At 71.3% G+C, this 18,333-nt stretch carries 13 protein-coding genes; 6 read left to right on the plus strand and 7 right to left on the minus strand.

Annotated elements, in window-relative coordinates:
* Position 1 precedes the first annotated feature (1 nt).
* On the minus strand, positions 2-577 hold the full coding sequence (locus tag ACLJQM_RS45555; protein ID WP_247023370.1) for a DUF3090 domain-containing protein: 576 nt from the start codon (positions 575-577) through the stop codon (positions 2-4).
* Positions 578-653: 76 nt separating this feature from the next.
* Here ACLJQM_RS45555 and ACLJQM_RS45560 point away from each other — a divergent pair, with 76 nt between their 5' ends.
* Genes ACLJQM_RS45560 through ACLJQM_RS45570 form a run of 3 tightly spaced genes read left to right on the plus strand, consistent with a single transcriptional unit; the run spans position 654 to position 3,861 of the window.
* Positions 654-2,567 carry a prolyl oligopeptidase family serine peptidase gene (locus tag ACLJQM_RS45560; protein ID WP_410636345.1) on the plus strand — a complete coding sequence of 638 codons (1,914 nt, stop codon included), beginning with the start codon at positions 654-656 and terminating at the stop codon, positions 2,565-2,567.
* Positions 2,564-3,463: an LD-carboxypeptidase gene (locus tag ACLJQM_RS45565; protein ID WP_410636346.1), complete on the plus strand. Its 900-nt coding sequence runs from the start codon at positions 2,564-2,566 to the stop codon at positions 3,461-3,463. The genes ACLJQM_RS45560 and ACLJQM_RS45565 overlap by 4 nt, the downstream gene beginning before the upstream one ends.
* On the plus strand, positions 3,460-3,861 hold the full coding sequence (locus tag ACLJQM_RS45570; RefSeq protein WP_410636347.1) for a TIGR03668 family PPOX class F420-dependent oxidoreductase: 402 nt from the start codon (positions 3,460-3,462) through the stop codon (positions 3,859-3,861). The genes ACLJQM_RS45565 and ACLJQM_RS45570 overlap by 4 nt, the downstream gene beginning before the upstream one ends.
* Here ACLJQM_RS45570 and mptB read toward each other — a convergent pair.
* From mptB to ACLJQM_RS45595, 5 genes are read right to left on the minus strand one after another with little or no spacing between them, the layout of a single operon-like run.
* Positions 3,858-5,393 carry a polyprenol phosphomannose-dependent alpha 1,6 mannosyltransferase MptB gene (mptB, locus tag ACLJQM_RS45575; protein WP_360782448.1) on the minus strand — a complete coding sequence of 512 codons (1,536 nt, stop codon included), beginning with the start codon at positions 5,391-5,393 and terminating at the stop codon, positions 3,858-3,860. The two genes, ACLJQM_RS45570 and mptB, sit on opposite strands and share 4 nt — an antisense overlap.
* 47 nt (positions 5,394-5,440) lie before the next feature.
* The gene (nikE, locus tag ACLJQM_RS45580; protein ID WP_410636348.1) at positions 5,441-7,093 is read right to left on the minus strand and encodes a nickel ABC transporter ATP-binding protein NikE; all 1,653 of its coding nucleotides are present in this window, start codon (positions 7,091-7,093) and stop codon (positions 5,441-5,443) included.
* The gene (locus ACLJQM_RS45585) at positions 7,090-7,986 is read right to left on the minus strand and encodes an ABC transporter permease (protein WP_247023376.1); all 897 of its coding nucleotides are present in this window, start codon (positions 7,984-7,986) and stop codon (positions 7,090-7,092) included. The genes nikE and ACLJQM_RS45585 overlap by 4 nt, the downstream gene beginning before the upstream one ends.
* Positions 7,983-9,008 (minus strand): ABC transporter permease, encoded by a 1,026-nt coding sequence (locus ACLJQM_RS45590; RefSeq protein WP_410636349.1) that lies wholly within the window; start codon positions 9,006-9,008, stop codon positions 7,983-7,985. The genes ACLJQM_RS45585 and ACLJQM_RS45590 overlap by 4 nt, the downstream gene beginning before the upstream one ends.
* A 2-nt stretch (positions 9,009-9,010) precedes the next feature.
* Positions 9,011-10,834, minus strand: a complete 1,824-nt coding sequence (locus tag ACLJQM_RS45595) for an ABC transporter substrate-binding protein (protein ID WP_410636350.1) — start codon at positions 10,832-10,834, stop codon at positions 9,011-9,013.
* A 169-nt stretch (positions 10,835-11,003) separates the two neighbouring features.
* On the opposite strand from ACLJQM_RS45595, the gene ACLJQM_RS45600 reads away from it, so the two are divergent.
* Both ACLJQM_RS45600 and ACLJQM_RS45605 read left to right on the plus strand, forming a co-directional pair.
* Positions 11,004-11,831: a M55 family metallopeptidase gene (locus tag ACLJQM_RS45600; RefSeq protein WP_410636351.1), complete on the plus strand. Its 828-nt coding sequence runs from the start codon at positions 11,004-11,006 to the stop codon at positions 11,829-11,831.
* Positions 11,824-13,113: a M20/M25/M40 family metallo-hydrolase gene (locus ACLJQM_RS45605; protein WP_410636352.1), complete on the plus strand. Its 1,290-nt coding sequence runs from the start codon at positions 11,824-11,826 to the stop codon at positions 13,111-13,113. The genes ACLJQM_RS45600 and ACLJQM_RS45605 overlap by 8 nt, the downstream gene beginning before the upstream one ends.
* Here ACLJQM_RS45605 and ACLJQM_RS45610 read toward each other — a convergent pair.
* Entirely contained in the window at positions 13,103-13,735 is a 633-nt protein-coding gene (locus tag ACLJQM_RS45610) for a class I SAM-dependent methyltransferase (protein WP_410636353.1), read from the minus strand. The genes ACLJQM_RS45605 and ACLJQM_RS45610 overlap by 11 nt on opposite strands.
* A gap of 245 nt (positions 13,736-13,980) precedes the next feature.
* On the opposite strand from ACLJQM_RS45610, the gene ACLJQM_RS45615 reads away from it, so the two are divergent.
* Positions 13,981-18,297 carry a GH92 family glycosyl hydrolase gene (locus tag ACLJQM_RS45615; RefSeq protein ID WP_410636354.1) on the plus strand — a complete coding sequence of 1,439 codons (4,317 nt, stop codon included), beginning with the start codon at positions 13,981-13,983 and terminating at the stop codon, positions 18,295-18,297.
* Positions 18,298-18,333 lie beyond the last annotated feature (36 nt).

Consider the following 18,333-nt stretch of genomic DNA (forward strand, 5'->3'; position numbering starts at 1 on the left):
GTCAGTCTTCGTCCGCGTCGGTCTCGCGCCGGTAGCCGTTCTGCCGGGGGCAGATGTGGCCGGCCGGGTCGAGCGGCTCGCCGCACAGCGGGCACGGCTTGCGGCCGGCGTTGACGACGCGGTCGGCTCGCTCGGCGAAGGCGCGGGCGGCGGCCGGGCTGAGGAACACGCGGACGGCGTCCGGGCCCTCCTCGGTGTCGTCGAGCACGACCGTTTCGTCGACCTCGCCCTCGGTGATGGCGAGCAGCTCGATGACGACGGCGCTGGAGTCGGCGTCCCAGCCGAGGCCCATCGTGCCGACGCGGAACTCCTCCTCGACCGGCACGGTGAGGGGGTCGACGTCGACGAGGTCCTCGGGGACGTCGTCGGGTACGTCGGCGCCGAAGCGGCTGGCGACCTCTTCGAGGAGCGAGCTGAGCCGCTCCGCGAGGACGACGACCTGCTGCTTCTCGATGGTGACGCTGATGGTGCGCACGTCCTCGGATGCCTGGAGGTAGAACGTGCGATCGCCGGGCTCGCCGACGGTGCCGGCGACGAAACGATCCGGCTGGCGGAAGACGTGGATTACGCGAGACATAGCACTGTCGACCCTAGGCCACGGCCGCATGATCGGCATCCGCCGCCCCACCTTCGCGGGCCGCTAGCCTCTGGGGGTGTCTCGGATCTCCCCGTACGGAACCTGGTCTTCGCCCATCACCGCCGCCGAGGTGGCCGCCGCCGGTGGCGGCCCGCAGTGGCTCGACGTCGTCGGGGACGAGGTGTGGTGGGCCGAGGCGCGGCCCGGTGAGCAGGGCCGGGTCGCGCTGGTGAAGGCCGTGCCGGGCGGGACCGAGGACGTGCTGCCCGCCCCGTGGAACGTCCGCAACCGGCTGCACGAGTACGGCGGGCGGCCGTGGGCGGTCACCGGCGGTGCCGTCGTGTTCACGCACTGGTCGGATCAGCGGGTTTACGCGCTGAGCGAAACCGGTGTGGTGCCGCTGACACCGGAGCCCGCCGAGCCCCAGGGCGTCCGCTACGGCGACCTCCGGGCCGGGGCGCCGGGTGAGGTGTGGGCGGTGCGCGAACGCGCCACCGGGCCGCGGCCGACCGACGTCGGGCGGGAGCTGGTGGCGATCGCGCTGTCCGGCGGCGAGCGGGTGCTGGCCGCGAGCCACCGGTTCCTGACCGTGGCGAAGCTGTCGCCGGACGGGCGGCACGCGGCCTGGTTCGGCTGGGACCACCCGGCGATGCCGTGGGACGGGACCGAGCTGTGCGTCGCGCCGGTGGCCGAAGACGGTTCGTTCGGGCCGCACGAAGTCCTCGCCGGCGGCGCCGAGGTCTCGGTGTGCCAGGTCGAGTGGGAGACGTCTTCGACGTTGCTGGCGTTGCTGGACCCGGACGGCTGGTGGAACCTGCACCGGGTCGGCCTGGACGGGTCGGTGGTCAACCTCGCGCCGGTGGAACAGGAACTGGGCGGGCCGCTCTGGAAAGCGGGTTCGCGCTGGTTCGCCCCGCTGGGCGGCGGCCGGCACGCGGTGCTGGCGTCGGGACGGCTCGCCGTGCTCGACGAGGCGGACGGCTCGGTGGCGCCGCTGGGCGAGGAGCTGACGGCGTGGTCCTCGACCGGGTTCGCCGCGTTCGACGGCGGGGTGGCCGGGGTCGCGGCGGGGCCGGTGCGGGAAGCCGCGGTCGTGCACCTGGCCGGGTCGGTGCTGACCGAGCTGACGCCGCAGCCGGAGCTGCCGGCCGAGTACCTGCCGGTGCCGCAGGAGCGGGTGATCACGACCGCCGGCGGCGACGAGGTCCCGGTGGTGCTGTACCTGCCGGCGAACCCGGAGTTCGCGGCCCCCGGTGGTGAGCTGCCGCCGCTGCTGGTGCAGGTGCACGGCGGGCCGACCGGGCAGCACTTCCCGGTGCTGGACCTGGAGATCGCGTACTTCACCAGCCGCGGCATCGGCGTGGCGGCGGTGAACTACGGCGGGTCGACCGGGTTCGGCCGGGCCTACCGGGAGCGGCTGCGCGAGCAGTGGGGCGTGGTGGACGTGGCCGACTGCGTGGCGGTGGCCGAGGCGCTGGTGGCGGCCGGGCTGGCCGACGGCGGCCGGCTGGGGATCCGCGGCGGCAGCGCGGGCGGGTTCACCGCGGCGGCGTCGCTGACCACGACGAAGACGTACCGGGCGGGCACGGTGATGTACCCGGTGCTGGACCTGGCCGGGTGGACCGGCGACGAGGGCGACACGCACGACTTCGAGTCGCGCTACCTCGACGGGCTGGTCGGGCCGTTGCCGTCGGCGAAGCAGCGGTACGTCGAGCGGTCGCCGCTGGCGAACGCCGCGTCGCTGGCCGGGCCGGTGCTGTTCCAGCAGGGGCTGGAGGACCGGATCTGCCCGCCGGAGCAGGCGGACCGGTTCGTGGCCGGGCTGGCCGGACGCGGCATCGCTTACGCCTACCAGCGGTTCCCGGGTGAGCAGCACGGCTTCCGGCAGGCGGCGACGATCGTGGCGGCGCTGGAGGCGGAGCTGTCGTTCTACGGCCAGGTGCTGGGCTTCGAGACGCCGGGCGTGGCGCGGCTGGAGCTGTCCCGGTGAGGCCGCCCCGGGTGCGGGCCGGTGACACGGTGGCGCTGGTGGCGCCGTCCGGGCCGGTGCCGGCGGACCTGCTGGAGAAAGCGCTGCCGGTGCTGAGCGGCTGGGGTGTCGAGGTGCGCGTCGGGCCGTGCGTGCGTTCGACGCCCGGATCGCCGCCGTACCTGTCCGGTTCGGACGCGGCGCGGGCGGCGGAGTTCACCGAGGCGTGGCTCGATCCGGGCGTGCGTTGCGTGCTGGCCGCGCGCGGCGGCTACGGGGCGCAGCGGATGCTGGACCTGGTGGACTGGGCGGCGTTGCGGGACGCGGGCCCGAAGGTGCTGGCCGGGTCGTCGGACATCACGGCGCTGCACCGGGCGGTGGACGTCCACTTGGGACTGTCCAGTTTGTTCTCCCCCATGCCGGCGAGCGTGCTGTTCGACGACTTCGCGGTGGAGCACCTGCGGCGGGCGCTGTTCGAGCCCGAGCGGAACCTGGTGGTCCGCGGCGGTGCCCCGCTGGTGCCGGGCCGGGCTTCGGGGACGTTGACGGGCGGGAACCTGTCGTTGCTGGCGGGCGGTCTCGGCACGCCGGAGGAGGGTTCGGCGCGGGACGCGGTGGTGCTGCTGGAGGACGTGACGGAGAGCGTGTACCGGCTGGACCGGATGCTGACGCAGCTGCTGCGCGCCGGCTGGTTCGACGGCGTCCGGGGGATCGTGCTGGGTTCGTGGGCGGCGTGCGGCGACCCGGCGGAGGTGCGCGGGTTGCTGCTGGAGCGGCTGGGGCCGTTGGGGGTGCCGGTGGTCGAGGAGTTCGGGTTCGGGCACGTGGCGTCGTCGCCGACGTTGCCGCTGGGCGTGCCGGTGACGCTCGACGCGGACCTGGGGACGTTGACGTTCGACTCCCCCGCGCTGACATGACGCCCGAACAAGCCCGTGAGCGGTTCTCCGCAGCGCGGGTGGCGCGGCTGGCGACGGTGTCGGCGGCCGGGGTGCCGCACCTGGTGCCGGTGACGTTCGCGGTGCGGGGTGACCAGGTGGTGTTCGCGGTGGACCACAAGCCGAAGTCGACGGTGGCGTTGCGGCGGCTGCGCAACATCGAGGAGAACCCGGCGGTGTGCTTCCTGGCCGACGGCTACGCCGAGGACTGGTCGCGGCTGTGGTGGGCCCGGGCGGACGGCACCGCGCGGGTGCTGGCGCCGGGTGCCGAGCCGGTTTCGTGGCTGGTGGCGAAGTACGAGCAGTACGTCGAGAGGCCGCCGGAGCACGCGGTGGTGGTGACAGAGGTCAACACCTGGCGTGGCTGGACCGGCTCCTAGTCGCGGAGGAACTTCTCCGGGCGGCGCCACGCGTCGATGATGCCCAGCGGGTCCGGCCGCAGCAGGGACGCCGCCGAGTACAGGCTGGCCACCACGACCAGGGCGATGAACCACCAGTCGTACAGGGCCTGCTCGCCCGTGGGGTAGTAAACGAGCGTCACGAACACCGACACCGCGACCACCAGCGCCAGGTGGCGCGGCTGCCACTTGAACGCCGACAGGAGCACGAAACCCCAGGTCAGGTACCACGGCAGGGTCGGCGGCATGAGGATCGCCACCGCCAGCAGGGAGATGCCCGCGCGGTAGACCGCCTCCGTGCCGCCGCCGCGGGCGAGCCACCACTGGCGGACGCCGAAGGCGATCAGCAGGAGCATCCCGGCCGCTCGCGCGACCGTCACGAACGGCGACACCTGGACGTCCACGACGATGTGGACCAGGTTGTAGAACACCTCGCCGATGCCGGTGGGGATGTTGAGCCAGTTCGCGATGAGCTGCGGGGCCTTGAGCCCGGACCACCAGCCCATGTTGAGCGAGCCCAGCGAGATCCACGTGCCCGCGACGAACACCGGCAGGAACAGGCCGACCGAGGCCGCGCCGGCGCGCAGGAAGTTGCGGACCTTGGACTCGCCGGGCAGGTGGCTGGCCCACATCCAGACGATGAACGGCAGCGCGATCGCCGCCGTCGGCTTGATGAGCATGCCGATCGTCACCAGGACCACCGCGACGACGTGCTTGCGCTCCAGGGCGGCGAGGACGCCGATGGTGAGGAAAGCGAGCATCATCAGGTCGTTGTGCGGGCCGCCGAAGAGGTGGATCACCATCATCGGGCTGGCCACCGCGAGCCACAGCGCGACCGGGAGCTTGCCGCCGAGGTGCTTGACCAGCCGCGGGAGCGCCCACAGCGTCCCCGCGAGCCCGGCCAGCAGGACGACGCGCATCAGGATGACGCCGAGGATCATGTTGTCGCCGGTGGTGGCGACCACGCCCTTCGAGATCAGCAGGAACAGCGGCCCGTACGGGGCCGGGGTGGTCTGCCAGAGCGGGTGGACGTTCTGCACCACGTTCGGCAGCACGTCGAGCTCGGCCGGGCCGTTGGCGTACGGGTCGAGCCCGTAGAGCAGCTGGGCGCCCTGGCCGAGGTAGGAGAAGACGTCGCGGGTGAACAGCGGCGGCGAGATGAGCAGCGGCGCCATCCAGCAGCCCGCGGCGACCAGGATCGGGCGGCTGCCGATGCGCCCGGCCAGCACGTAGCGGCCGAGGCGGACCCAGGCCCACACGACGAGGCCGAAGCCGGTGTAGAGGACGGCGTTGGCGAGCATGCGCCCGTGGCCGTAGCGGATCCACGAGAGCGGGCCGTGGCCGAGCACGGGGTCCTTGATCAGGATGCCGCCGGCGCCGAACGCGGCGAGCATGAGCAGGGTGCTCCCGACGGTGCCCATCGCGATCGTGCGGTACGGGAATCGCGAGGGCACGCGGAGCCGCTCGGCCAGTCCGGCCGAGGGCGTCTGTGCGGGGTCGGTGGTGGTCGCCATTTCCGTTCGGAGATTACACACCGCGCCCGGGCGGCGTTCCCGCAGTGTCAGGTTTCCACGGTGCGGCGCTGGGCCGTGCCGCCGGGCAGGGCGGCCAGCAGGGACTTCGTGTACTCGTGGTGCGGGTCGAGCAGGACCTGTTCCACCGTCCCGGTTTCGACCAGCTCGCCGCGGTACATCACGGCGACGCGGTCGGCGATGTTCCAGGCCAGCCCGAGGTCGTGGGTGATCACCAGCGCGGCCAGGCCGAGTTCGCGGCGCAGCCGCAGCAGCAGCCCGAGGATCTCGCCGCGGACCGACGCGTCGAGGGAGGCGACCGGTTCGTCGGCCACCAGCATCGACGGCTCGAGCGCGAGGGCACCGGCGATGACGACGCGCTGGCGCTGGCCGCCGGAGAGCTGGTGCGGGAGCCGGTCGGCGTACTTCTCCGCCGGCCGCAGTTCCGCGGCCTCCAGTGCCCGGTGGACGACCGCGCGCTCGTCGGCGAGCTTGTGGATCCGCGGGCCTTCGGCGACGGCCTCGTACACCGTGTGGGCGGGGTTCAGCGCGCTGGTCGGGTCCTGCAGCACCAGCTGGACCTGCCGGCGGTAGGCCTTGAGGCCGACGCCGGAGGCCGGGACCGGCTTGCCGTCGTAGCGGACCACGCCGGAGTCGGGTTTCTGCAGGCCGAGCAGCGTCCGGGCGAGCGTCGTCTTGCCGGAGCCGGACTGGCCGACGAGTGCGACGATCTCGTCACGCGACACCGTGAGGTCGACCCCGGCGACGGCGTCGATCCGCTTGCCGGTGCGGTCGCGGAAGGACACGCGCAGGTTCTCCGCGGCCAGCAGCGGCTCGCCGCCGGCGACGCGGTCGGCCGGTTCGGGCGGCAGCGGGGTGCTGGTCGCCGGCGCGAAGCGGGACACGGGGTCGCCGACGGTCGGGAACGCCGCGGCGAGCGCCCGGGTGTGCTCGTGTTTCGGCGAGCCCATCACCTCGGCGCTGGGCCCTTGCTCGACGATCTGCCCGTCGTACATCACGGCGATGCGCTCGCAGGTCGAGGCGAGGACGGACAGGTCGTGGCTGATCATGATCAGCCCGATGTCCTGTTCGGCGACCAGCCGCGAGAGCAGGGCGAGGACCTGGGCCTGGACGATGACGTCGAGGGCGGTGGTCGGCTCGTCGGCGATGATCAGCCGCGGCGAGCAGGCCAGTGCCATCGCGATCATGACGCGCTGCTTCTGCCCGCCCGACAGCTCGTGGGGGTAGGCGCCGGCGCGGCCCGGGGGCAGGTCGACCTGGGTGAGAAGTTCGGCGACGCGGGCGTCGACCGCGGCGTCGGTGAGCGCGCCGCCTTCGGGCGGGTGCAGCCGGATCGGCTCGGCGATCTGCTCGCCGATCTTGCGGACCGGGTTGAGCGCGTGCATGGCGCCCTGGAACACCACCGACGCCTCGGCCCAGCGGACCGCGCGCAGGCGGCCCCACTTCATGGCGGTGACGTCTTCGCCGTCGAGGGCGATCTCGCCGGTGATCTTCGCCGAGCGCGGCAGGAGCCGCAGCACGCTCATCGCGACGGTGGACTTGCCCGACCCGGACTCCCCGGCGATGCCGAGGGTGCCGCCGGGGTCGAGGGTGAGGTCGACGCCGCGGACGGCGGGCACCTCCTGATCGCCCACCGCGTAGGTGACGGTGAGGCCGGTGAGCTGCAGCAGCGGGGTGGTCACTTCTTCAACCTCGGGTTGAGCACGGTCTCCAGGCCCCGGCCGACCAGGGTGAAGAAGAGGACGACGAGGACGATCGCGATGCCCGGCGGGAGCACGTTCCACCAGGCGCCGCGGCTGATGGCGCCGTTGTTGAGCGCGCTTTCGAGCACCAGGCCCCAAGTGACGGAGTTGGGGTCTCCGACGCCGAGGAACGACAGGGTCGCGTCGGCGATGACGGAGTTGCCGACCACGAGCGTGGTGTTGGCCAGCACGAGCGGCATGACGCCGGGCAGGACGTGCTTGCCGATGACGTGCAGGTGGCCGCCGCCGAGGGCGTGGGCGCGTTCGATGTAGGGGCGGCTTTCGATGGTCAGCGTCTGCGCCCGGACCAGCCGGGCGGTGCTGGGCCAGGCGGTGAGGCCGATGGCGACGATGATCGTGCCGACGCCTTTGGGCAGCACCGCCGAGAGCGCGATCGCGAGGATCAGCGAAGGCAGGACCAGGAAGAAGTCGGTGAACCGCAGCAGCGCGGCCGAGACCCAGCCGCCGAAGTGCGCGGCGGCGATGCCGATGAGCGTGCCGATGATGACCGACAGCAGCGCGGCGGAGAACCCGACGAGCAGGGAGATCCGGCTGCCCCAGACGGTCATCAGCAGCACGGACCGGCCGAAGTTGTCGGTACCCAGCCAGAACTCGCCGCTGGGCGGGGAAAGCGGCTCGCCGGTCGCCTTGGTGACGTCGAGGCCGCTCTGGTCGCTGATCAGCGGCAGCAGCAGGGCGACGAGCACGGTGGCGCCGAGCAGGACCAGCCCGACGAGCGCGGCCCGTTGCCCGGCGAACTCCCGCCAGGTCCGGACGATCGACGCGCGCCGCCGGCTCCACGCGATCCGGCGCGGTGTCTCCGCGGTGGTCATGAGGTACGCACCCTCGGGTCGAGCACGCGGTAGAGCAGCTCCGCGAGCAGGTTCATCAGCACCACCGCGCTCGCCAGCACGGTGAACACGCCTTGGAGCACCGGCAGGTCGGGGCCGTGCAGGGCGTCGTAGGTCAGCTGCCCGAGGCCGGGCCAGCTGAACACGGCCTCGACGGTGACCGCGCCGGCGACGACCTGGCCGAACTGCATGAACACCAGCGTGGTGGTCGGCAGCAGGGCGTTGGGGACGGCGTGGCGCTTGCGGACGAGGTCGTCGCGCAGGCCCTTGGCGCGGGCGGTGGTGAGGTAGTCGGCGTTCATCTCCCCCAGCAGCGACGACCGCATGATCAGCATGTACTGGGCGTAGAACACCGCCAGCAGCGTCACGCACGGCAGCACGAGGTGGTGCAGGACGTCGAGGGTCTGGGAGAGGACGTCGGGCGCGGCGTCCGGGGAGTGCATGCCGCGGCTGGGGAACAGGCCGTTGGTGACCACGAGCAGCATCAGGCCGAGCCAGAACTGCGGGACCGACCAGAGGGTCAGGGCGATCCCGGTCTGGGCGCGGTCGAAGAAGCTGTCGCGGCGCCAGGCGGCGCGGATGCCCAGCCACAGCCCGATGAGCACGGCCAGGACGGTGGCGCTGCCGACGAGCAGGATGGTCGGCCAGAGCCGTTCGCCGATCATGTCGGCGACCGGGCGGCCGTTGTTGAGCAGCCGGGACTCGCCGAGGTCGCCGTGCAGCAGGTCCCAGAAGTACTGGCCGAACTGGACGAAGACGGGCTTGTCGACGCCCATCTTCTCGCGCAGCTCGGCGATCTGCTGGGGGCTGGTGACGCGGTCGCGGGTCATCGCGGCGACGGGGTCGCCGGGGAGCATCCGGAAGAGGAAGAAGAACAGGACGACCACCAGCACGACGCTGACGACCGCTTCGAGGACCTTCTGGAGGACGAACCGGGCGGTGCCGGTCCCGCCGCGGTGCTCGTCGGGGTCGACGAGCACCGCGGCTTGTACGGGGGCGGTCATGCCTACTCGCGGTCTTCCGACGTCTTGCCGCGGCGGCTCAGGACGATCCCGCCGCCGACCAGGACCACCACGACGACCGCGCCGATGACGATCCACAGCACGGTGTTGCCGGAGCCGGAGTCCGCGGTGTTCTCGGTGCCGGCCGGGGTGGCGCCGTAGACGCCCCAGTAGCCGGTCTGCTCGAGGATCGCGCCCTTGGGCTGCGGCTGGGTGGTGAAGCCGGAGAACTTGTCGGAGCGGTAGGCCTCGAGCGCGTTCTGGTAGTCCAGGACGATCGTCGGGTACTGGCTGTAGAGCCGCGCCTGGGCCTGCTTGACGTAGTCGGCGCGCTTGGCGTCGTCGGTCTCGGTCAGCTGCTTCTTGTAGAGCTCGTCGTACTGGGCGTCGCAGAAGAACGTGTCGGTGCTGCCGCCCTTGGCGTCGGCGCTGGGGCGGGCGGCGCAGGTGTGCAGCGAGAGCGCGTAGTCCGGGTCGGGGTTGGTGCCGTAGCCGCCGATGGCGAGGTCGTACTTGCCGGTGGCGGTGCGGTCGGACAGCTCGTCGTCGGAGACCAGGTCCTGCTTGACGGCGATGCCGATTTCCTTGAGCCAGCCGGAGACGTACTGGGCGACGCCCTGGTCGTAGCTGCGGTTGGAGTGGCCGGTCAGGCGCAGTTCCAGCTTGGCGCCGCCGGGGGCGGTGCGGATGCCGTCCGGGCCCTTCTGGTAGCCGGCCTGCTCCAGGGTGGTGTTGGCGGCGGCGAGGTCGAACTTGACCTTCTCGCTGTCGCTGGGGTCCCAGTGGTAGGCGCCGTAGACGGCGGGCACGACGCCGCCGCCGACCTGGCCGAGGCCCTTGAGCACCTTGTCCACGATCGCCTGGGTGTCGACGGCCTGGGTGATCGCCTTGCGGACGTTGATGTCCTTCAGGACGGGGTTGCCGTCACCGATGGGGTGGTTGGCGTTGTCCTGGACGCCGAAGTTGATCGACAGCTCGTCGTAGCGGCGGCCCGGGGCGGCGTTGGTGGTGATGCCCTCCTGGCCCTGCAGCGCGGCGAACTGGTTGGGGTTGAGCCGGTTGATGACGTCGACTTCACCCTGCTTGAGCGCGTTGACCGCGGCTTCGGTGTCCTTGAACTGCAGCAGCTGCAGTTCGTCGACCTTCGGGGCGCCGCGCCAGTAGTCCTTGTTGGCCTTGAACTTGACGTACTCGTTCGGCTTGTACTCGGTGACCTGGTACGGGCCGTCGGAGACGCCGGCGATGGCCAGGTCGTCGGTCTTCGGGTCCTTGAGGTCGGTGACCGGCTCCCAGATGTGCTGCGGCACGATCGGGACGTCGAGCAGGTTCATGTTGACCTGCACGGTCTTGGTCTTGATGACGAGCGTGGTGTCGTCGGGCGCGGTGACCGTCTCGAAGTTCGCCACGTAGTTGCCGTTGGCGGTGCGGGCGTTCTCGTCGGTGAGCATCCGGTTGAAGGTGTAGGCCGCGTCCTTGGCCGTCACCGGCTTCCCGTCGCTCCACTTGACGCCGGTGCGGATCTTGAACGTCCAGGTCAGCTTGTCCGGCGACGGCGTCCACGACTCGGCGAGCGCGGGCGAGGCCTCGGCCTTCTCGGCGTTCGGGACGGTCAGGAACTCGTAGGTGAACCGGCCGATCTGCGTGGACGCGGCGAGCACGGCGGTGAACGGGTTCAGGTGGTCGATGCCGGTGGTCAGCGCGACGCGCAGCACCTTGCCCTGCTGGGCCTGGGCGGGCGCCGCGAGCGGGACCGCCACGAGCGCCGCCACGGCGAGCACCGCCGCCACCCGGCCGAGTCTGCGTTGCACATGCACCAAAAACCACCCCATCGTTCGCTTGTGAGCCTCCCCAAGGACGAGAAGTAACCACATACCGGGACAACCGCGCAATATGTTCCCGCCCCGGCAGGTGTCCGATCGTTATCGATCGCTTTCGACGACGCAGCGTGATCGGGGATTCCGCGTCCGGGGCCGGGACGGGCTGGCTAGAGTGCCGGGCATGCGCATCATGATCTCGGCGGACATGGAAGGCGCCACCGGCGTCACCTGGACCGACGACGTCGTGCCCGGATCGCCGCAGTGGGACCGCTTCCGCCGGTTGTTCACCGGCGACGTCAACGCGGTGCTGGCCGGGCTGTTCGACGCCGGGGCCGGGGACGTGCTGGTCAACGAGGCGCATTCGTCGCAGCGGAACCTCCTGCTGGAGGACCTGGACCCGCGGGCGCGGATGCTGACCGGGCGCCACAAGCCGATGTCGATGATGCAGGGCATCGATTCCGGTGTGGACGGTGTCATCTTCCTCGGCTACCACGCCGGTGCCGGGTTCGACGGGGTGCTTTCCCACACCTACCTGGAGAACCAGATCACCGGGGTGTGGCTGGACGACGTCCCGGCGAGCGAGGGCAGGCTGAACGCGGCGGTGGCCGCCGAGTACGGCGTCCCCGTCCTGCTCGTTTCGGGTGACGACGAAACGTGTGAAGACGCCCGTGACTACGCTCCGGAGGCGGAGCTGGTCCAGGTGAAGGAGTGCGTGAGCCGGTACGCGGCGATCTGCCTGCCGCCGGCCCGCACGGCGGAGCTGCTGACCGGCGCGGCGGCCGACGCGATGGCGCGGGCCGGGCGCGAGGAGCGGCGGGTCCGGGCGCACCGGATCGAGGTGGAGTTCGACGCGAGCCACCTGGCGCAGGCGACGGCGGTGATCCCGACGGTGGAGCAGATCGGCACCCGGCGGGTCGGGTTCGACGCGCCGGACATGACCGAAGCGATGAAGGCGTTCAAGGTCGTCACGGCGATCGCGGCGGGGGCGGTGCAGGGCATCTATGGCTGACGTCGTCGAACTGTGCGCGGACCTGATCCGGTTCGACACGACCAACCGCGGCGGCAACGACGCCGAGCCCGAGCGCCCGGCCGCGGAGTACGTGGCCGCGTTCCTGGCCGGCCTGGGGATCCCGTCTCAGCTCCTCGAAGCGGCGCCCGGGCGGGCCAGCGTGATCGCGCGTGTACCCGGCACGGACCCGTCGCTGCCGGCGCTGCTGGTGCAGGGTCACCTGGACGTCGTCCCGGCGGACGCGGCGGACTGGTCGGTGCCGCCGTTCGCGGGCGAGGTGCGCGACGGGTACCTGTGGGGCCGCGGCGCGACCGACATGAAGGACTTCGTGGCGATGGTGCTCGCCGCGCTGGCGAGCGGTGTGCGGCCGCGGCGTGAGCTGGTGCTGGCGTTCGTCGCCGACGAGGAGGACCGCGGCGAGTGGGGCGCGCACTGGCTCGTCGCCGAGCACCCCGAGCTGTTCGAAGGCTGCGTGGCGGCGATCAGCGAGTCCGGCGGCTACACCTACCACGTCCCGGCGGCCGACGGCCGTGACGTGCGCCTGTACCCGGTGGGGACGGCCGAACGCGGCACGGCGCACCTGCGCCTGACCGCCCGCGGCCGCGCCGGGCACGGTTCGCGCCCGAACGACGAGAACGCCGTCACCCGGCTGGTGGGCGCGTTGCACCGGATCGCGGCGCACGAGTGGCCGGTGTCGCTGACCCCGGCGGTGCGGGCGTTCCTGGAACGCACCGGCGCGGCGCTGGGTGTCCCGGTGGACCTGTCCGATGTGGACGCGACGGTGGCCGCGCTGGGTCCGGCGGGTTCGCTGGTGCTGCCGACGGTCCGCACCAGCACCACCCCGACGATGCTGGACGCCGGCTACAAGGTGAACGTCATCCCGTCGACGGCGACCGCGCAGGTCGACGTCCGGGTGCTGCCGGGCACCGAGGAGTCGTTGTTCGCGAAACTGGACGAACTGCTCGGCGAAGGGGTGACGCGGGAGTTCGTCGCGCACCAGCCGCCGGTGCAGGCCCCGGTGGACTCGCCGTGGTTCTCGGCGATGGCCGACGCGCTGCGCGCGGAAGACCCCGAGGCCGTGGTGGTGCCGTACTGCCTGGGCGGCGGGACGGACGCGAAGGCGTTCGCGCAGCTGGGCATCGACAACTACGGGTTCGCGCCGCTGTGGCTGCCGAAAGGCTTCCCTTACCGGGCGATGGCGCACGGCGTGGACGAGCGGGTCCCGGTCGAAGGCCTGCACTTCGGGACGCGGGTGCTGTCCCGGTTCCTGGCTAGCGCGTGAACTCGGCCCAGTAGCGGCCGCCGTCGCGGATGGTTTCCAGGCTCACCAGGTGGACGCCGTCCTGGGCGATCGAGGCGATCTCCGCGCGGTTGAACGGCCACGGCGGGCCGACCCACGTCTCGGTGTCCGTGCTCTCCTCCGCGACCTCGGAGACCAGCAGCGTGCCGTCCGGGGCGAGGAAGCCGGCCAGCGCGGACAGTGCCTTCGGGCGGTACTCGCGGGGCATCGCCTGGACGTTGATGATCTCCACGACCAGGTCGAACGCGTGCCGCCACTCCCCCGGCGGGGCGAGCAGGTCGGCCACCACGTAGTCCACCGCGGAGTCCGGAAAGCGGGCGCGGGCGGCCTTGACCGCGGTCGGGGCGACGTCGAACGCCGTCACCGCCCAGCCGTGCGAAGCCAGCAGCTCGGCGTCGTCGCCGAGGGCGCTGCCGACGACCAGCGCGCGGCGGCCTTCACCCGGCTCGACCCAGTCGGCGAGGTCGACGTTGGGTTCGCCGCGGGTCCAGGGGACTTCCGCCTCGCCGCGCTCGGCGGCGGTGTAGAGCTGGTCGAACCAGCCGGTCGGATTGCCTGCGGCGAGGGACGCCCGGGAGAGGACCCGGTCGGCGGGGTCGGTCATGGCGGTGACCTTACCGATCGGGTGAACCGACCGGGATCCGGTTACCGCGCGCGGCCGGACCGGGGAGTCCGGTGGCCCGGTCGAGTGCCCGTCGACGGGGCCGGTGCCGTCGAGTTGTCCACTTCTGGCCAGGTTTGACCGGCAGCCTTGACATCGATGTCACCCGCGCGTTTGTCTTCCTGGGCGCCGCCGGTCCCCGCCTGCGCGGCGCTTGATGAACCCGCCCTCCAGCACTGGGAGCAATGATGCCCCGAAGCGCCAGACCACCGGTCGCTTTCCTGGTGACCGCCGCCGTGGTCGCCGCCGGCCTGGTCGCCGTCCCCGCGGTCCCGGCCGCCGCCGACGAAGCTCTGCCCGCCGATTTCTCGTCCTCGTTCGAAGCCGGTGACGTCCAGCCGACCTGGACCGACACCGTGGACACCGACGCCGCAGGCAAGCCGCGCGCGTCCGGGATCAACGGCGCGAACGGCACCGCCATCCCCGGCGACATCCGCGGCAAGGTCACCGAAAGCAGCGCCAGCAGCGAGAACACCAGCGGCGGCGAGGTCGTGTCGAACCTCTTCGACGGGACCACCGACACGAAGTGGCTGTCCTGGGACCCGACCGCGTGGGCGCAGCTGTCGCTGTCGGAGCCGACGTCGATCACGCACTACGCGCTGTCCTCGGCCAACGACTTCGACAACCGCGACCCCAAGGACTGGACGCTGCAGGGCTCGAACGACGCCCTCACCTGGACCGACCTCGACAAGCAGGCCGACCAGGCGTTCACCGCCCGCTTCCAGCAGAAGGACTACACGCTGGCCGCCCCGAGCGCCGCGTTCAAGTTCTTCCGGCTGAACGTCACCCGCAACAACGGCGGGCCCATCCTGCAGCTCTCGGAGCTGCTGCTGGCCAACGACGAGCCGGCGCCGCCGCCGCTGCCGAACATGCGCAGCTTCACCGACTCCGGCCCGACCAGCGGGTACACGAACAAGAACCGCGTCGGCTACACCGGGCTCAAGGCGTTCCGCTACTCCGGCAGCCAGACCGCGGAAGGCCACGGCTGGTCCTACAACAAGGTCTTCGACGTCGACGTCCCGGTCGTCGCCTCGACCGAGCTGTCCTACAAGGTGCAGCCGCAGTTCATCACCGGTGACCTGAAGTACCAGAGCACGAACGTGGCGATCGACCTGGTCTTCACCGACGGCACCCGGCTGCGCGACCTCGGCGCGACCGACCAGTACGGCTTCCCGCTGACGCCGGAGGGCCAGGGCAAGAGCAAGGTCCTCTACACCAACCAGTGGAACCTGGTGCGCTCGGCGATCGGCACGGTCGCCAAGGGCAAGACGATCGACCGGATCCTGGTCGGCTACGACAACCCCGACGGCCCCGGTTCGCTGCAGGGCTGGCTCGACGACGTCAAGATCTCGGCGACGCCGACCCCGCCGGCCAGCACCCGCCCGAGCGACAACGTGCTCACCACGCGCGGCACGATGGCCAACAGCACGTTCTCCCGGGGCAACAACTTCCCGGCGACCGCGGTGCCGCACGGCTTCAACTTCTGGACGCCGGTGACCGACGCCGGGTCCGACAGCTGGCTGTACAACTACAGCACCCAGAACAACGCGGACAACCTGCCGGTGCTGCAGGCGTTCAGCGTGAGCCACGAGCCGAGCCCCTGGATGGGTGACCGGCAGAGCTTCCAGGTGATGCCGTCCGCGGCCGCTGGGGTGCCCGACGCCAACCGCGACAAGCGCGCGCTGGCGTTCAAGCACAGCGACGAGACCGCGCGGGCGCACTACTACGGGGTGCAGTTCCAGAACGGGATCAAGACCGAGATCGCCCCGACCGACCACGCGGCGGTCATGCGGTTCGGCTTCCCGGGCGCCGACTCGAGCCTGATCTTCGACAACGTGAACAACTCCGGCGGGCTGACGCTCGACCCGGCGACGGGCACGCTGTCCGGCTTCACCGACGCCAAGAGCGGCCTGTCGGCCGGTGCGGGGCGGATGTTCGTCTACGCCACCTTCGACAAGCCGGTCACCGCGGGCGGCAAGCTCACCGGGCAGGGCCGCGACAACGTCACCGGCTACCTGCGGTTCGCCGCCGGCGCCGACAAGATCGTGACCATGCGCATCGCGACGTCGCTGCTCAGCGTCGAACAGGCCAAGAAGAACCTGGCCCAGGAGATCGCCCCGAACGCGACCTTCGACTCCGTCCGCGACGCCGCGCAGCGCACGTGGGACGACCAGCTGAAGGTGATCGAGGTCGAGGGCGCGTCGAAGGACCAGATCACGACGCTCTACTCGAATCTGTACCGGCTGTTCCTGTACCCGAACTCGGCGTTCGAGAACACCGGCACGACCGAGAAGCCGGCCTACAAGTACGCGAGCTTCGTCTCGCCGAAGGCCGGGGCCGACACCCCGACGCAGACCGGGTCGAAGGTCGTCGACGGCCAGACCTACGTCAACAACGGGTTCTGGGACACCTACCGCACGACGTGGCCGGCGTACTCGCTGCTCACCCCGGACATGGCCGGGAAGATGGTCGACGGGTTCGTGCAGCAGTACCGCGACGGCGGCTGGATCTCGCGCTGGTCGTCCCCGGGCTACGCCGACCTGATGACCGGCACCAGCGCCGACGTCGCCTTCGCCGACGCCTACCTCAAGGGCGTGAAGAACTTCGACGTCAAGTCGTTCTACGACGCGGCGCTGAAGGACGCGACGGTCACGCCGCCGAACAACGCGGTCGGCCGCAAGGGTGTCGACGAGGGCATGTTCCTCGGCTACGCGCCCAACACCGCCGACCACGGGTTCTCGTGGTCGATCGAGGGGTACGTCAACGACTTCGGCATCGCGAACCTGTCGAAGAAGCTCTACGACGAGGCCCCGGCGAGCGACCCGCGCAAGCAGGAGTACCTGTCGAACTACGAGTACTTCACCAGCCGCGCGCAGCAGTACGTGAACCTGTTCGACCCGAGCGTCGGGTTCTTCCAGGGCCGGGACGCGGCGGGCAAGTTCAGCCGCTCGCCGCAGGACTACGACCCGCGGGTGTGGGGCATCGACTACACCGAGACCGACGGCTGGGGCATGGCGTTCTCCGTGCCGCAGGACGGTCAGGGCCTGGCGAACCTCTACGGCGGCAAGGCGGGGCTGGCGAAGAAGCTGGACGCGTTCTTCGCCGACCAGGAGACCGCGAACTTCCCCGGCTCCTACGGTGGCGTGATCCACGAGATGCGGGAGGCCCGCGACGTCCGGATGGGGCAGCTGGGTCACTCGAACCAGGCCTCGCACCACACGCTCTACATGTACGACTACGCGGGCCAGCCGTCGAAGACGCAGGAGAAGGTCCGCGAGGCGCTCTCGCGGCTCTACACCGGCAGCGAGATCGGCCAGGGCTACGCGGGTGACGAGGACAACGGCGAGCAGTCGGCGTGGTGGACCTTCAGCGCGCTGGGCTTCTACCCGCTGCAGATGGGCAGCCCGAACTACGCGATCGGGTCCCCGCTGTTCAAGAAGGCGACGATCCACCTGGCCGGCGGCAAGGACCTGGTGATCAACGCGCCGAAGAACAGCGCGAAGAACGTCTACGTCCAGGGCGTGAAGGTCAACGGCAAGGCGTACTCCTCGACGTCGCTGTCGCAGGACGTCATCGCGCGCGGCGGGGTCATCGACTTCGACATGGGCCCGAACCCGTCGAAGTGGGGCACCGGCCCGAACGACGCGCCGAAGTCGATCACCCAGGGTGACGCCGTCCCGGCGCCGTTGCACGACGAGACCGGTCCTGGCCGGGGCACGCTGTCCACTTCGGACGGCTCCGACGCCAAGGCGATGGTGGACAACACGTCACGCACCCAGGCCGCCGTCACCGGGGCCGTGCAGTACCAGCTCGACAGCACCGACGAGGCTGTCACGAACTACACGCTGACGTCCCAGACCGGTGCGGGCGACCCGAAGAGCTGGACGCTGAAGGGCTCCTACGACGGCAAGACGTGGGCAGTGGCCGACCAGCAGGCGAACCAGTCGTTCAGCTGGCGGCAGCAGACCCGCGCGTTCAAGGTCGCCAACCCGGCGCACTACGCGTACTACAAGCTCGAAGTGACCGCGACCAGCACCGGCGCCCCGGCGCAGCTGGCCGAGTTCGAGCTGCTGGGCAAGCCGGACGCGGCGTGCACCCGCACGGTGACGGGTGTTTCGAACGGGCCGCTGTCGGTCACCTCGGGCACGGTGTGCCTGCAGGACGCGACGATCTCGGGCCCGGTCACGGTGGGCGGCGGCGCGTCGCTGATCGTCCGCGGCGGCCAGATCAAGGGCCCGCTCGCGGCGACCGGCGCCGCGCAGGTCGTGCTGAACCGCACGAAGGTGGGTGGCCCGGTGGCGATCACCGGGGCGACGGGGACGGTGTCGATCGAGCTGACCGACATCGCCGGCCCGGTCGCGCTGACCGCCAACCACGGCCCGGTCCTGACGTCGAGCACGGTGGGCGGCCCGCTGGCGTGCGCGGCGAACTCGCCGGTCCCGACGGACCACGACCTGCCGAACACGGTCCGCGGCCCGGCCGCGGGTCAGTGCGCGAAGATCTAGCCCGGTAAGTGCGGTGAAGGCCACCTTCAGGAACTG

The organism is Amycolatopsis sp. cmx-4-83 (genome assembly GCF_046548815.1).
Classification (GTDB): domain Bacteria; phylum Actinomycetota; class Actinomycetes; order Mycobacteriales; family Pseudonocardiaceae; genus Amycolatopsis; species Amycolatopsis pretoriensis_A.

Coding starts and splice junctions, on each gene's coding strand:
- ACLJQM_RS45600 (WP_410636351.1), top strand. CDS start 11,004: ATGCGCATCATGATCTCGGCGGACATGGAAGGCGCCACCGGCGTCACC.
- ACLJQM_RS45585 (WP_247023376.1), bottom strand. CDS start 7,986: ATGACCACCGCGGAGACACCGCGCCGGATCGCGTGGAGCCGGCGGCGC.
- ACLJQM_RS45595 (WP_410636350.1), bottom strand. CDS start 10,834: ATGGGGTGGTTTTTGGTGCATGTGCAACGCAGACTCGGCCGGGTGGCG.
- ACLJQM_RS45610 (WP_410636353.1), bottom strand. CDS start 13,735: ATGACCGACCCCGCCGACCGGGTCCTCTCCCGGGCGTCCCTCGCCGCA.
- mptB (WP_360782448.1), bottom strand. CDS start 5,393: ATGGCGACCACCACCGACCCCGCACAGACGCCCTCGGCCGGACTGGCC.
- ACLJQM_RS45590 (WP_410636349.1), bottom strand. CDS start 9,008: ATGACCGCCCCCGTACAAGCCGCGGTGCTCGTCGACCCCGACGAGCAC.
- ACLJQM_RS45555 (WP_247023370.1), bottom strand. CDS start 577: ATGTCTCGCGTAATCCACGTCTTCCGCCAGCCGGATCGTTTCGTCGCC.
- ACLJQM_RS45570 (WP_410636347.1), top strand. CDS start 3,460: ATGACGCCCGAACAAGCCCGTGAGCGGTTCTCCGCAGCGCGGGTGGCG.
- ACLJQM_RS45615 (WP_410636354.1), top strand. CDS start 13,981: ATGCCCCGAAGCGCCAGACCACCGGTCGCTTTCCTGGTGACCGCCGCC.
- ACLJQM_RS45605 (WP_410636352.1), top strand. CDS start 11,824: ATGGCTGACGTCGTCGAACTGTGCGCGGACCTGATCCGGTTCGACACG.